The organism is Corallococcus sp. EGB (assembly GCF_019968905.1).
In the GTDB taxonomy this organism is placed as follows: domain Bacteria; phylum Myxococcota; class Myxococcia; order Myxococcales; family Myxococcaceae; genus Corallococcus.
The window spans coordinates 4,240,506-4,252,692 of the sequence record NZ_CP079946.1 but is presented as its reverse complement, the minus strand read 5'-3'; the positions used below and the strand labels follow the sequence as shown (position 1 = coordinate 4,252,692).

Annotated in this window: 15 protein-coding genes and 1 tRNA gene; 10 read left to right on the top strand and 6 right to left on the bottom strand. The window is 69.2% G+C overall.

The annotated features are described in order from the left end of the window. Nucleotides 1-44 precede the first annotated feature (44 nt). Together KYK13_RS17950 and KYK13_RS17945 are read left to right on the top strand one after the other, a co-directional pair. A complete protein-coding gene (locus tag KYK13_RS17950) occupies nucleotides 45-1,415 on the top strand; it encodes an FAD-binding oxidoreductase (RefSeq protein ID WP_223645867.1) in 1,371 nt (456 codons plus the stop codon). Nucleotides 1,416-1,536: 121 nt separating this feature from the next. After that, nucleotides 1,537-1,947 carry a VOC family protein gene (locus KYK13_RS17945; RefSeq protein WP_223645865.1) on the top strand — a complete coding sequence of 137 codons (411 nt, stop codon included), beginning with the start codon at nucleotides 1,537-1,539 and terminating at the stop codon, nucleotides 1,945-1,947. Between the two features lie 2 nt (nucleotides 1,948-1,949). Here the strand turns inward: KYK13_RS17945 and KYK13_RS17940 are convergent, their stop codons facing one another. Continuing rightward, nucleotides 1,950-2,408: a GNAT family N-acetyltransferase gene (locus KYK13_RS17940; protein WP_223645863.1), complete on the bottom strand. Its 459-nt coding sequence runs from the start codon at nucleotides 2,406-2,408 to the stop codon at nucleotides 1,950-1,952. A 162-nt stretch (nucleotides 2,409-2,570) separates the two neighbouring features. Between KYK13_RS17940 and KYK13_RS17935 the strand changes: the two genes are divergently transcribed. Continuing rightward, nucleotides 2,571-3,347, top strand: coding sequence for a TIGR04290 family methyltransferase (locus KYK13_RS17935; RefSeq protein WP_223645861.1), 777 nt, complete (start codon nucleotides 2,571-2,573; stop codon nucleotides 3,345-3,347). A 260-nt stretch (nucleotides 3,348-3,607) separates the two neighbouring features. Here the strand turns inward: KYK13_RS17935 and KYK13_RS17930 are convergent, their stop codons facing one another. After that, nucleotides 3,608-4,063, bottom strand: coding sequence for a hypothetical protein (locus KYK13_RS17930; RefSeq protein ID WP_223645860.1), 456 nt, complete (start codon nucleotides 4,061-4,063; stop codon nucleotides 3,608-3,610). Nucleotides 4,064-4,108: 45 nt separating this feature from the next. Continuing rightward, nucleotides 4,109-5,035 carry a restriction endonuclease gene (locus tag KYK13_RS17925; protein ID WP_223645858.1) on the bottom strand — a complete coding sequence of 309 codons (927 nt, stop codon included), beginning with the start codon at nucleotides 5,033-5,035 and terminating at the stop codon, nucleotides 4,109-4,111. A 171-nt stretch (nucleotides 5,036-5,206) separates the two neighbouring features. Here KYK13_RS17925 and KYK13_RS17920 point away from each other — a divergent pair. The 5 genes from KYK13_RS17920 to KYK13_RS17900 all read left to right on the top strand — a co-directional run bounded on the left by KYK13_RS17920 (nucleotide 5,207) and on the right by KYK13_RS17900 (nucleotide 8,867). After that, nucleotides 5,207-5,280: transfer RNA gene (locus tag KYK13_RS17920), tRNA-Ile, on the top strand. A 142-nt stretch (nucleotides 5,281-5,422) separates the two neighbouring features. Continuing rightward, a complete protein-coding gene (locus KYK13_RS17915) occupies nucleotides 5,423-6,922 on the top strand; it encodes an AlkA N-terminal domain-containing protein (RefSeq protein ID WP_223645856.1) in 1,500 nt (499 codons plus the stop codon). Continuing rightward, complete coding sequence (gene ogt, locus KYK13_RS17910) at nucleotides 6,915-7,436, top strand: methylated-DNA--[protein]-cysteine S-methyltransferase (RefSeq protein WP_223645854.1); 522 nt, start codon at nucleotides 6,915-6,917, stop codon at nucleotides 7,434-7,436. The genes KYK13_RS17915 and ogt overlap by 8 nt, the downstream gene beginning before the upstream one ends. A gap of 32 nt (nucleotides 7,437-7,468) precedes the next feature. Next, complete coding sequence (locus KYK13_RS17905) at nucleotides 7,469-8,284, top strand: isocitrate lyase/phosphoenolpyruvate mutase family protein (protein ID WP_223645852.1); 816 nt, start codon at nucleotides 7,469-7,471, stop codon at nucleotides 8,282-8,284. A 10-nt stretch (nucleotides 8,285-8,294) separates the two neighbouring features. Beyond that, nucleotides 8,295-8,867, top strand: coding sequence for a bifunctional 2-polyprenyl-6-hydroxyphenol methylase/3-demethylubiquinol 3-O-methyltransferase UbiG (locus KYK13_RS17900; protein ID WP_223645850.1), 573 nt, complete (start codon nucleotides 8,295-8,297; stop codon nucleotides 8,865-8,867). Here the strand turns inward: KYK13_RS17900 and KYK13_RS17895 are convergent. Both KYK13_RS17895 and KYK13_RS17890 read right to left on the bottom strand, forming a co-directional pair. Further along, complete coding sequence (locus KYK13_RS17895) at nucleotides 8,843-9,127, bottom strand: hypothetical protein (RefSeq protein WP_223645848.1); 285 nt, start codon at nucleotides 9,125-9,127, stop codon at nucleotides 8,843-8,845. The two genes, KYK13_RS17900 and KYK13_RS17895, sit on opposite strands and share 25 nt — an antisense overlap. 92 nt (nucleotides 9,128-9,219) lie before the next feature. After that, nucleotides 9,220-9,720, bottom strand: a complete 501-nt coding sequence (locus KYK13_RS17890) for a DUF1579 domain-containing protein (protein WP_223645847.1) — start codon at nucleotides 9,718-9,720, stop codon at nucleotides 9,220-9,222. Nucleotides 9,721-9,867: 147 nt separating this feature from the next. Between KYK13_RS17890 and KYK13_RS17885 the strand changes: the two genes are divergently transcribed. Beyond that, nucleotides 9,868-10,911 (top strand): NAD(P)-dependent alcohol dehydrogenase, encoded by a 1,044-nt coding sequence (locus tag KYK13_RS17885; RefSeq protein ID WP_223645846.1) that lies wholly within the window; start codon nucleotides 9,868-9,870, stop codon nucleotides 10,909-10,911. Between the two features lie 57 nt (nucleotides 10,912-10,968). On the opposite strand, the gene KYK13_RS17880 is transcribed toward KYK13_RS17885, so the two are convergent. Beyond that, nucleotides 10,969-11,535: a TMEM165/GDT1 family protein gene (locus KYK13_RS17880; RefSeq protein WP_223646644.1), complete on the bottom strand. Its 567-nt coding sequence runs from the start codon at nucleotides 11,533-11,535 to the stop codon at nucleotides 10,969-10,971. 367 nt (nucleotides 11,536-11,902) lie between these two features. Here KYK13_RS17880 and KYK13_RS17875 point away from each other — a divergent pair, with 367 nt between their 5' ends. After that, the gene (locus tag KYK13_RS17875; RefSeq protein ID WP_223645845.1) at nucleotides 11,903-12,154 is read left to right on the top strand and encodes a ribbon-helix-helix domain-containing protein; all 252 of its coding nucleotides are present in this window, start codon (nucleotides 11,903-11,905) and stop codon (nucleotides 12,152-12,154) included. The last annotated feature ends 33 nt before the right edge of the window (nucleotides 12,155-12,187 follow it).

Sequence of the window (12,187 nt, the reverse complement as noted above, 5' to 3'; positions counted from 1 at the left end):
CCGGCTCCGGGGCATGCTCACGTTTCAGAACCTGGGAGGCCTTCATGACGGTCGACGTGGAGCGGGCGCTGGCGGACGTGGTGCCAGCGGAGGCGATCACCACGGATCCGGACGTGCTCGCGGCGCACCGGCATGATCAAGCGGAGTGGGCGCCCTCGGGGATGCCAGCGGTGCTGGTGCGGCCCGGCTCCACCGCCGAGGTCCAGGCCGTGCTCCGCGTGGCGACGGCGCTGCGGGTGCCGGTCGTTCCCCGGGGCGCGGGCTCGGGCCTGTCGGGCGGCGCGAACGCGAGCGACGGCTGCATCGTCCTGTCGCTCCTGCGGATGAACCGCATCCTGGAGGTGGACCCACGCGGGATGCTTGCCGTCGTGCAGCCTGGAGTCCTCACGGGCGCGGTGAAGGCCGCCGCCGCGGACCAGGGCCTCTGGTACGCGCCGGATCCCGCGAGCTGGGAGTTCTCCTCCATCGGCGGCAACCTGGCCACGAACGCGGGGGGCCTGTGCTGCGTGAAGTACGGCGTGACGGGCGACGCGGTGCTGGGGCTGGAGGCGGTGCTCGCGGACGGCTCCGTGGTGCGCACCGGCGGGAGGACGGTGAAGAACGTGGCGGGCTATGACCTGACGCGCCTCTTCGTCGGCTCCGAGGGCACGCTGGGCGTCCTCACCGAGGCCACGCTGCGGCTGCGGCCCCGTCCCCCGAAGGCGACGACGCTGGTCGCCGCGTTCCCCACGCTGGTGAGCGCGGGCACGGCCGTCTGCGACATCATGGAGCGGACGCGCCCGTGCGTGCTGGAGCTGATGGACCGCACCACCGTGCGCGCCGTGGAGGCGTGGAGACCCATGGGCCTGGACGTCGAAGCCGAGGCCCTGCTCCTGGCGCGCTCCGACGCGGGCGGCGTGCAGGGCGAGGAGGAGCTGGCGCTGATGGTCGCGGCCTGTGAGCGAGCCGGCGCGACCACCGTGATGAGCACCGCCGACGAGGCCGAGGGCGAGCTGCTCATGGGCGCCCGGCGCTTCGCCTTCCCGGCGCTGGAGCAGCGCGGTGCCACGCTGCTGGACGACGTGGGCGTGCCCGTCGTGCGCATCCCCCAGTTGCTCGCGGAGGTGGAGCGCATCGCCGTGAAGCACGGGGTGCTCATCGGGACGTTCGGGCACGCGGGCGACGGGAACATGCACCCCACCGTCGTCTTCGACCGGAGGGATCCGGTGGCGCTGGCGCGGGCGAAGGACGCGTTCGACGACATCCTGCGAGCGGCGCTCGCCCTGGGAGGCACCATCACGGGCGAGCACGGCGTGGGGTCCCTCAAGCGCGGCTTCCTGGGTGCGCAGCTGGGCCCGGAGACGCTGCGCCTGCACCAGGCGATCAAGGGGGCGCTGGACCCGCTGGACCTGCTGAACCCCGGCAAGATGCTGTGATTCCAGCGGGTTGGCGGCGCCGCGCGGAAAAATAAATCCGGTGTCGATCCAGCGCGGCCCCGTTCGTTGCGTGGATGAAGGCGACGTTCACCTCCCCCCACTTCCGCCAAGGAGACGCACCATGGGCACCAAGATCTTCGTCAACCTCCCCGTCGAGTCGCTGGACCGCGCGGTCGGGTTCTTCACGAAGCTGGGCTACAAGTTCAACCCCCAGTTCACCGACGCCAACGCCACGTGCATGATCATCAGCGAGGACATCTACGCGATGCTCCTGGTGAAGCCCTTCTTCAAGAGCTTCATCAAGAAGGACATCGCGGACACGAAGAAGTCCACCGCGGCCATCATCGCCCTGACGGCGGAGAGCCGTGCCGCCGTCGACACGCTCGTGGACAAGGCGCTCGCGGCGGGCGCGAAGGAGACCAAGGAGAAGATGGACCAGGGCTTCATGTACCAGCGCAGCTTCGAGGACCTGGACGGCCACCAGTGGGAGTCCTTCTGGATGGACCCCGCCGCCGTGCAGCCGCAGCAGTAGCTTCAGAGCGGGCGCTTCATGCCCTCGTGGCTCGCCACGAATCCCAGCCGCGCGTAGAAGCGCTGGGCTTCGTGGCGGCGCTTGTCGGTGGTGAGCTGGATCAGCGTACAGCCCCGGGCCCGGGCGCGCTCCATGGCGTCCACCATCAGCGCCTCGCCAATGCGCTGTCCCCGCAGGTCCGAGCGCACACGAACCTCCTCCACCAGCGCCCTCCGGATCCCGCCGCGCCCCAGGCCCGGGATGTACGTGAGCTGGAGCGTGGCGACGACCTGCCCGTCCTGCTCGCCCACGATGAGCTCGTTGTTCGGGTCGGCGGTGATCTCCTTGAACGCGGCTTCGACTGCGGGAGTGACCTCCTCGGCATAGCCGGTGCGAGCTCGCGCGATGGCGTCATCCGCGAGCAGCTTGAGGATGGTGGGCAGGTCCGTGGCCCGTGCGTGACGGAAGGTGATGGGGGACATGTCGATGTCCCTGTTACCAGAGCGTCCGCCGTCCATCGACGCCGTCCCGTTGTCTGATGAGCCACAGCGACACTTCTCTCGAGGGCAGTGGGCCGCGGCAGGACCTGGCTTCAGCTTGCACGGGCAACCGCTCGGGGCGCCCATTTCCGGAAAGGAGCCATCATGAGCCCGGCGCCAACGAAGCCCGCCTCCACCCTGACGCCGCGGGAGATTGAAGAGCGCGTCCGCTCCCTGGGCGAGTGGTTCCACAACCTGGACCTGAAGGGCGTGCGCACCGCCCCCGGCCACTTCCTGGGGGACTACCCCGCGAGGAACTGGCGGCTCATCGCGGACGCCCTCCCGCGCGACCTCTCAGGCAAGACGGTGTTGGACATCGGCTGCAACGCCGGCTTCTACGCCATGGAGATGAAGAAGCGCGGCGCCGTGCGCGTCCTGGGCATCGACAGCGACGAGCGCTACCTCGAACAGGCGCGCTTCGCCGCCGAGGTGAACAGGCTCGACATCGAGTTCCGCCGGCTGGACGTCTACGACGTGAGGGCCCTGCGCGAGACGTTCGACGTCGTCCTCTTCATGGGCGTGCTCTACCACCTGCGCCACCCGCTGCTGGCGTTGGACCTGCTGCACGCGCATGTCGTCAAGGACACGCTCGTCTTCCAGACCATTCAGCGCGGAAGTCCGCACGTGGCGCAGGTGCCCGAGGACGCGTCCTTCGATGACCGCGCGCTCTTCGACGACCTGACCTTCCCGCTCGCGTACTTCATCGAGCACCGCTACGCGCACGACGAGACGAACTGGTGGATTCCCAACCGCGCCGGCGCGGAGGCCCTGCTGCGCTCGGCGGGCTTCGAAATCGTGAGCAACCCGGTGGGCGAGTTCTACGTCTGCAAGCGGCGCGAGCCCCGGCCCGGGGGCCCACGGGCCGTGCATCCCCGTCCGTAGACACAGGCTTCCAGGGCCCGCTACCGGGCAGGCAGCCCGGCAAGAACCAGAGATGAATCGCCCCTCTCGCGCGGAGTCAAATCGAGCAGCGGCTGCAGCGGCCCGGTCTCACATTATCGAGAACGTCTCGCTCGACTTGGACCTGGGAGGCCAGCGCGTCGGAATCGTCCTCAACCGCGGAGCCACCACTGCCAAGGGAACGGACATCCAAGTCGAGCTCATCCGGCTGCAGGCCGCGGATGGTAGCTGGACCTTCTTCGTCAACACCGCCTTCCCGACCCTGTGATGAGCACGCCTACCCGACCCTCAGGGATTTCTTCCTTCGGCGCTTCCACCGGGACGCCGAGCTCAACTGGCCCGACATGAAGGAGAACGTCCGCGATTGGGCCACCTGGAGCGAGACGGAGGATCTCGAGCAGCTCGTCGACGAACTGTAGCGCTTCGTCGCCGCGCATGCGGATGCTGGCGCTCTCGAAGCGGCCCTCCTCGACGACCTCGCCTGCCCCTTCCACTCGCCCGGCATGGGAATGAGCTACCGCGAGTGGCTGGCATTTCTGGATGACTCCTTCAGCGAGGGGTGCGGGCGCGTCGGGCACCTCTACTGTGCGCACCGGCTTCAGTTCCTCCTTGTCGGAGAGAAGCGCATCCACCGCGTACACCGCCACCGTGTCCGCTCCGTCGTCCGCGACGAAGAGCTTCTTGCGCTGGGCGACCAACGCGAGCCCTGCGGCCCGGAGGTGATGGGGGGCATGGCGATGTGCCTATTCCTCGGAGAAGAAATCAGAGTCCACGCGCTTGAGTTCGTAGGCGCTCACCGCGTTCACGCCGATACCAAAATCGAACATGAGCCCAGAGAGCTGCGCGCCATCGATGAGGACGATCTTCTTGTCGATACGCGCCACATATTCACGCGCCTCCCTGGAAAAGGTGGAGGTTGTGATGAAGACGCCCTTGCGCGCGCGCTCACCTTCCAGCGTCCCCGCGAAGCCCTGGACCTCGGGCCGCCCCACGGTGTTCTGCCAGCGCTTGGCCTGGATGTAGATGACATCCAGGCCCAGATGGTCCTCCTTGATCATCCCATCCACACCGCCGTCGTGGCTGCGGCCAAGTGCCTTCCCTGCATCCTCCAGCGAACCGCCGTACCCCATCTTCACCAGGAGTTCGACCACCAAGCGCTCGAAGAACCGTGGACTTGCCTGCAGCGTCGTGGCCAACAGCTCCGCCTCTGTCTTCTTGCGGAGGTCCTTGTACGCGCGTTCGAGTGCTTCCTCAGGAGTGATGGCTGGAGCCGCGACCGGCTCCCCTTTGGAAGGCTCGGGCACTACGGCGTCGACCTCATCGTTGCTGCGAACGATGAAATCCTTGAACCCCTCGAACTGCATCAGGATGTTCGTGTCCAGTGCCGTGGGCTTTCTTGCGAGCACGCCCTTGCCTCGCTCGGTGATCTGATACACGCCACGGCGTACCGATCGCAGCAGCCCGGCCTTGTCCATGTACGTCTTGGCCCATCCAAGGCGATTGTCGAAGACGGCCTGTTTGCCACTGGGCAGCAGTTCGGCGCGATCCGCCTCAGACAGGTTCAGTGAGGTGGCCACGGCCTCACGCACCTCGCGGACGAGGTGTTCCTTCCCATCCGCGAGCCGCTCCAGGAGCGGAAGCATCAGGGCTTGGTAATCCGGTACGGGCATGGGCCCCATTCTAGGGGGGCTGGACACGCTCAAGCTGGCCTCTGCGCAGGAGGCCGAGCCGAACGCGGGAAAAACGCGCTCTCCTCCCGACCGCATGTCAGGCACCCTCCAGCCCCCCGTTTGAAGTTCTTGCGGTCACGGCCCTGGCCCGGTATACGGGCGGGGCTTCACGGCCAGGTAGCTCACCTGGTTAGAGCGGCGGTCTCATAATCCGCAGGTAGTCAGTTCAAGTCTGACCCTGGCCACTGAGCAGCCCCGGAGTCACTTTCCCAAGTGATTCCGGGGCTTTTTTCGTTCTGACCATGGCCTCCGGGGGCTCCATGGCGGCCCCACGTCCACGTCCGAAAACGGCCAGACATCCGGGGCCCGGCGTGTGAGCTTTCCCCCATGGACGGCCTGGACCCCACCGCCTGCTACCGCGCGCTGACGACGCGGGACTCCCGCTTCGACGGGCGGTTCTTCACCGCCGTGAAGACGACGCGCATCTACTGCCGCCCCATCTGCCCGGCCCGCGCACCCCGCTTCGAGAACTGCACGTTCTACCCCACCGCCGCCGCGGCCCAGGAGGCCGGCTTCCGGCCGTGCTTGCGCTGCCGCCCCGAGACGTCCCCCACCCTGGCCCCCTGGCGCGGGACCTCCGCCACCGTCTCGCGCGCCCTGGCCCTCATTGCGGACGGCCTGCTCGACGCCGAGGAGGCCAGCGTGGAGGTCCTGGCGGGCCGGCTCGGCGTCGGGGACCGGCAGCTGCGGCGGCTCTTCCAGCAGCACCTGGGAGCATCCCCCCTGGCCGTGGCCCAGACGCGGCGCGTGCTCTTCGCCCGCCAGCTCATCCACGAGACCTCCCTGTCCATGGCCGAGGTCGCCCTCGCGTCGGGCTTCGGCAGCGTGCGGCGCTTCAACGCCGTCTTCCAGTCGCTCTACGGCCGCCCCCCGGGCGTCCTCCGCCGCACCCGCACGGCGCCCTCGGCGTCCGCCGTCCCCGAGGTGACGCTGCTCATCCCCTACCGGCCTCCCTACGACTGGGACGCGCTGGTGGCGTGGCTGACGGCCCGCGCGCTCACCGGAATGGAGCACGTCGAGCCCGGACGCTACCTGCGCACCTTCACGAACTCCTGGGGTCAGGGAGCCGTGGCGGTGTCGCCCGATCCGGGCCTCGATGCCCTGCGCGCCACCCTGCGTGTCAGCGACGTGCGGATGCTGCCCTCCGTCGTCGCCCAGGTCCGGCGCGTCTTCGATGTGGGCGCGGACATGGAGGCCATCCGTGCGCACCTGTCGACGGATGCCCTGCTCGCGCCCCTGCTCACCGCGCGTCCCGGCCTGCGCGCACCGGGTGGCTGGGACGGCTTCGAGCTGGCGGTCCGCGCCATCCTGGGTCAGCAGGTGTCGACCGCCGCCGCGCGGCAGCTGGGCCAGCGGCTCATGGCCACACATGGTGACAGCCTGGACCCGGCACTCACCGGCGATGACCGGCTCCAGCGCGCCTTCCCCCGCCCCGAAGTCCTCGCCTCGGCGGACCTCACCGGCATGGGCATGCCGGCCGCCCGGGCCCGGGCGCTCTCGCAGCTCGCCGCGGCGGTCGTGGCGGATCCGGCGCTGTTCCAGCCCGGTCCGTCGCTCGCGGACACCGTCGCCCGCTTCACGCGCCTGCCCGGCATTGGCGAATGGACCGCGCAGTACATCGCCCTCCGCGCCGTCCGGGAGACGGATGCCTTTCCCGCCTCCGACGTCGCCCTGCTTCGCGCCGCGACGGAAAGCGGAGGCCCACGTCCCACGCCCGAAGCGCTCCTGCGACGCGCCGAAGCATGGAGCCCGTGGCGAGCATATGCCGCCCAGCACCTCTGGACCGCCGCGGCCCTCACCCCTTCCCGCCGGAACGCCCATGCCTGACCGTCTGCGCTTCTTCATCGATTCCACCCCCACCCCCGCGGGCGTAGCGCTCCTCGTCTGTGATGAGGAAGGCCGCCTGCGCGCGCTGGACTGGGAGGGCTACGAAGCCCGCATGCACCGGCTCCTGCGCCTGCACTACGGCGAGAACGGCTGCGTCCTGGAGCCCGCGCGCGACCCCGCCGGCCGCACCTCCGCGCTCCAGGCCTATCTGCGCGGAGACCTGGGCGCCATCGCCGCGCTCCCCGTGGAGACCGGCGGCACACCCTTCCAACGCGAGGTCTGGCGCGCCCTCCGCGAAATCCCCGCCGGCACGACGACCACCTACGGCCGGCTCGCCGAACGCATCGGACGACCCAAGGCCATCCGCGCCGTGGGTCTGGCCAATGGCGCCAATCCCATCAGCATCGTCGTCCCGTGCCATCGCGTTGTCGGTGCCAATGCCTCGCTCACCGGTTATGCAGGAGGCCTCGAACGCAAACGCTGGCTGCTGAGTCATGAGCAGACCCACGCCTGAATCCCTCTCACCCGTCACCGGAGCGCCCACAGATGACCTCCCGTCCCGACACCGCCCTCACCTTCCGCGCGCTGCACCAGGGCGCTGAGCTGCTCGTGCTCCCGAACGCCTGGGATGCCGGCAGCGCCCGCCTCTTCGAGAGCCTCGGCGCGAAGGCCATCGCCACCACCAGCGCCGGCGTCGCCTGGGCGCTGGGCTACCCCGACGGCAACGCGCTGCCCATCGACGCGCTCGTCCACACGGTGCGCGCCATCGCCCGCGCCATCCAGGTCCCCCTCACCGTGGACGCCGAAGCGGGCTACTCGGAGGATCCGGCCACCGCCGCGGAGAACGTGGCCCGCCTCCTGGCCGAGGGCGCCGTGGGCTGCAACCTGGAGGACGGCAACGGTCCTCCGGAGCTGCTCGCCGCGAAGATTGAACGCGTGAAGCAGGCCGGCACGCGCCTGGGCGTGGATGTCTTCGTCAACGCGCGCACGGACGTCTACCTGCGCAAGCTCGTGCCGCCCGAGCGCCGCGTCGAGGAGACCCTGGCCCGTGCCGCCCGCTACCAGCAGGCCGGCGCGGATGGCCTCTTCGCCGCGGGCATCACGGACGCGGCCGAGATCCAGGCCATCACCCGGGGCACCTCGCTGCCGGTGAACGTGCTCGCGCGGCAGGGACTCCCCGCTCCGGTGGAGCTCCTGCGCCTGGGCGTGCGGCGGCTCAGCGCCGGCTCCGCCATCGCGGAGTCCCTCTGGGGCCGGGCCGGAGCGCTCGCCTCCACCTTCCTCCGAGAAGGACACTCCGCGAGCCTGTTCGAAGCCGCCGCCAGCTATCCGTCCCTCAACGGGCTGATGACCCGGAAGTAGGAACCGCGCCATGTCCCAGGAGGATCGCCAGCGCTGGAACGACAAGCACCAGCGGTCCTCCGCGCCGCGGGAGCCGTCTGCCTTCCTCCGCTCGTTCGAGGACCGGCTGCCCCGGAAGGGGCGGGCGTTGGACCTGGCTGGCGGCTCGGGCCAGGACGCGTGCTGGCTCGCACGGCGCGGGCTGGAGGTGACCCTGGTGGACATCTCCGACGTGGCGCTGGCGCAGGCGGAAACCCTGGCGCGCGAAGCGGGCGTATCCCTCACGTGCGTGCGCCTGGACCTGGAATCCGACGCGCCGCCGCCCGGTCCGTTCGACCTGGTCGTATGTCTGAGCTACCTCTGGCGGCCGCTCCTGGCCGCCGTGCCACAGCTGCTCGCACCGGGCGGGCTGTTCGTCTTCGCCCAGCCCACCCGGCGCAACCTGCAACGCCATCCGCACCCGTCCGCGCGCTTCCTCCTGGAGGAGGGTGAACTGCCCACCCTACTCCCGGGGCTCCAATTCCTTTCATTCAGCGAGGACTGGACGGACGCCGGACGTCACGAGGCGCGGCTTCTGGCTCAGAAGCTCCAGCAGGCGCCGTAGGCGGGGCGGCCGCAAACGGAGTCGGCCTTGGCCTGGCATCCGCCCTCGGGAACAGAGTCGTTGAGAATCACCCAGGTGCTGGTGGAAGTGCACTTGACGGAACACCTACGGGCACCCTTGGCATACCCATCACAGAGCCCCTGCTCGGTGGTGGCCAGCGAAGCGCCGTCGTCCTGCGCAACGCCCTCGCCCTCCATCCCGCCGCAGGCCATCAGGAGCGAACCAAACCCAAGGCTGGCGACAACCATCTTCAATCGCATGGGCAGACGCCTTTCGGGCAATGCCGGCGAAGCGCGCGGCCCCCATGGATTAAAATGGAAATCACGAAACGTGCCCCTTTGGGACGCCCCCCTCAACCCCGCCGCTTGTATTGGATTTCAATGGCCTTCTGCGGCGCCTCTCCCGGCTGGATGTTGAAGTGCGTGATGACCAGCGCATCCGGACCGGCCACGTCGATGTCCACGCGCCAGCCCCAGCGGGGTGACTGCTCGCCGATGAAGTAGCTGCCCGTCACGGAGAAGCGGTCGTCCCCCCCGGGCTCTCCCTGCAGCGTCATGATGTCCGTGCCGACGTGGAAGGTGTCCACCCACGCCATGGTGAACCGCCCCTGGTCCAGATGGTGTCCCAGCGTCGCGATGCCGGACAGCGGCTTGCCTCCAAAAGCGGACGTGTACTCGTACACCACGAAGCGTCCGTCGAGCACGCTCCGGAAGGTGCCGGAGCTGGGCGATTCGTCCTCCACCTTGTCGGGCTGGAACCACGTGCGCGCGACTCCCTCCCACGAGCCGACCAGTTGGGAGAGGAGGTGATGGGGACCGGCGGACAGGGATTGCTGCAGACGTTCCTGGCTCATGGGCGCCCAGTCTCCCGTGCGCTCCCGGGCAAATCCACTGCGCATCACGTTCAGCCGGCACGAACGCAGTGGCGCCATTAGATTGCCGCCCCGCTTGCGGGCCGGCGCCCGGCAAGCCCCCTGTCTCGCTTTCCCCTGGAGCCTTCCTTGCCTACCACTCCTGCCTATGCCGCCCCCAGCGCGAAGGCCGCGCTCGGCCCCTTCACCGTGGAGCGCCGCGAGCCGCGCCCCCAGGACGTGCTCATCGACATCCAGTATTGCGGCGTGTGCCACTCCGACATCCATCAGGCCCGCGACGAGTGGGGCGGCGCCCTGTTCCCCATGGTCCCGGGCCACGAAATCGTGGGCAAGGTGTCCCAGGTGGGCAGCGCCGTCACGACCTTCAAGATGGGCGACACCGTGGGCGTGGGCTGCTTCGTGGACTCCTGCCGCGAGTGCCCCCAGTGCCTCAAGGGTGACGAGCAGTACTGCGACCAGGGCGCGGTGAACACCTACAACGGCCGGGACCATGACGGCCACCCCACCTACGGCGGCTACTCGACCCGCATCACCGTGGACGCGAAGTACGTGCTGCGCATCCCGGAGGGCATCCCCCTGGACCGCGCCGCGCCGCTGTTGTGCGCGGGCATCACCACGTACTCGCCGCTGCGCTATTACGGCGTGAAGCCCGGCAGCAAGCTGGCCGTGGTGGGCCTGGGCGGCCTGGGCCACATGGCCGTGAAGCTGGCCAAGGCGATGGGCGCGGAGGTGACGGTGCTGAGCACCTCGCCGTCCAAGCGCGATGACGCGCTCGCGCTGGGCGCCGCGCACTTCGAGGCCACGTCCGACAAGGCGACGTTCAAGAAGCTGCGCCGCGCGTTCGACTTCATCCTGGACACCGTCTCCGCGCAGCATGACTACAACGCCTACCTGAGCCTGCTGAAGACGGACGGCACGATGATCCTCGTCGGCGCGCCGGAGAACCCCACGCCGCTGGCGGCCTTCTCGCTCATCCCCCGCCGGCTCAAGCTGGGCGGCTCGATGATTGGCGGCATCCGCGAGACGCAGGAGATGCTCGACTTCTGCGCGAAGCACCAGGTTGCCGCGGACGTGGAGGTCATCCCCATCCAGAAGATCAACGAGGCCTACGAGCGCATGCTCAAGAACGACGTGCGCTACCGCTTCGTCATCGACACGAAGAGCCTGAAGTAGGCGTCACGCGGCAAGCCCCGGCGGCGAGTGAGCGCGCCGGGGCCCTCGCCACGGGCGTCAGCCGCGCCAGGCCGTCCAGAGCGACACGAGGCCGAAGAGGAAGAAGAGCACGGCGGTCCCCCATCGCATGTACTTCATGTTCACCTTGCCGGACAGCCGGTCGCCCAGAAACACCGCGAGGCCGTCCGACACCAGCATCCCCAGCGTGGTCCCCAGCGTCACCAGCACGGGCGCCTGGTAGCGCGCGGCGACCGCCATGGTGGCCAGCTGCGTCTTGTCCCCCATCTCCGCCATGAAGAAGAGGACCACCGTGGTGAGGAAGGCGCCAAAGCGCGGGGGCTTGCCGTTGTCCTCGTCCAGCGTGTCGGGCTTGAGCGTCCACAGGCCGAAGCCCAGGAACAGCACCGCCAGCACCAGCGCCATCACCCGCGCGGGGACGTGCGTGGACACCCACGTGCCCACCGACGACGCCAGCGCGTGGTTGGCCACCGTGGCCACGAAGATGCCGCCCAGCACCACCCACGGCTTGCGGAACTTGGACGCGAGCGAGAACGCCAGGAGCTGCGTCTTGTCGCCCATCTCGCTGGCGGCGACGAGGACGAATGATCCGACAATGGCTTCCAAAGACACGACGGCACCTCTTCCCGGTTCCTGGCGCGGAGGGGGTCGTGGGGGGGAGCGCTTCAGGGAGGAGCGCGCACGACGGACCTCGGCCAGGGAGCATTGAATCCCTGTCCGAAGGTCTCGTTCGTCTCGCGCTTCGCGAGATGGGGGCCCGGGCTGTCACCAGCCAGTGTGTCGAGCTCCCCTCCGCCCCTCGCTGCCGGGCGGGAACTACTCCCCTTACGTGGGTGCGCGAGTAACAGCGCACCGGCGCCCAAGTCAACTCGGCACGTTGCGTGTCGCTTTTTTTGACGGCACGAGAGGCCGGCCCCCTAATGCCCACGCCAGGTCGGTAGCGGCCTGTAGCAGCATTCCTGGAGGAAGCCCGATGCAGGATGGAAGCGCCAGCCCGCTGAGCCCCGACGCTCCGTCGTCCCCGTCCCCGGTGGAGCCCGGCGAGGTCCGTAGCCCCGAGGCCGACATCGTCTCCACCCACGTCCTCGTCCCCGAGGAGCAGGTGCACAAGCTGCGCGAGCTCGCGCGGCGCACCCGCATCCACCAGAGCGAGTACCTGCGCGAGGCCGTGGAGGACCTGCTGTCCAAGTACGGCCGCATCCCCAAGCCGGAGGGCGAGTCGTGAGCGGCCCCCTGCTCCGCCGCCGGGTCCGCTTGC

Bases quoted from the DNA above. Each gene is read 5' to 3' on its own strand.
- KYK13_RS17950 (WP_223645867.1), top strand. From the start codon at position 45: ATGACGGTCGACGTGGAGCGGGCGCTGGCGGACGTGGTGCCAGCGGAG.
- KYK13_RS17945 (WP_223645865.1), top strand. From the start codon at position 1,537: ATGGGCACCAAGATCTTCGTCAACCTCCCCGTCGAGTCGCTGGACCGC.
- KYK13_RS17940 (WP_223645863.1), bottom strand. From the start codon at position 2,408: ATGTCCCCCATCACCTTCCGTCACGCACGGGCCACGGACCTGCCCACC.
- KYK13_RS17935 (WP_223645861.1), top strand. From the start codon at position 2,571: ATGAGCCCGGCGCCAACGAAGCCCGCCTCCACCCTGACGCCGCGGGAG.
- KYK13_RS17925 (WP_223645858.1), bottom strand. From the start codon at position 5,035: ATGCCCGTACCGGATTACCAAGCCCTGATGCTTCCGCTCCTGGAGCGG.
- KYK13_RS17915 (WP_223645856.1), top strand. From the start codon at position 5,423: ATGGACGGCCTGGACCCCACCGCCTGCTACCGCGCGCTGACGACGCGG.
- ogt (WP_223645854.1), top strand. From the start codon at position 6,915: ATGCCTGACCGTCTGCGCTTCTTCATCGATTCCACCCCCACCCCCGCG.
- KYK13_RS17905 (WP_223645852.1), top strand. From the start codon at position 7,469: ATGACCTCCCGTCCCGACACCGCCCTCACCTTCCGCGCGCTGCACCAG.
- KYK13_RS17900 (WP_223645850.1), top strand. From the start codon at position 8,295: ATGTCCCAGGAGGATCGCCAGCGCTGGAACGACAAGCACCAGCGGTCC.
- KYK13_RS17895 (WP_223645848.1), bottom strand. From the start codon at position 9,127: ATGCGATTGAAGATGGTTGTCGCCAGCCTTGGGTTTGGTTCGCTCCTG.
- KYK13_RS17890 (WP_223645847.1), bottom strand. From the start codon at position 9,720: ATGAGCCAGGAACGTCTGCAGCAATCCCTGTCCGCCGGTCCCCATCAC.
- KYK13_RS17875 (WP_223645845.1), top strand. From the start codon at position 11,903: ATGCAGGATGGAAGCGCCAGCCCGCTGAGCCCCGACGCTCCGTCGTCC.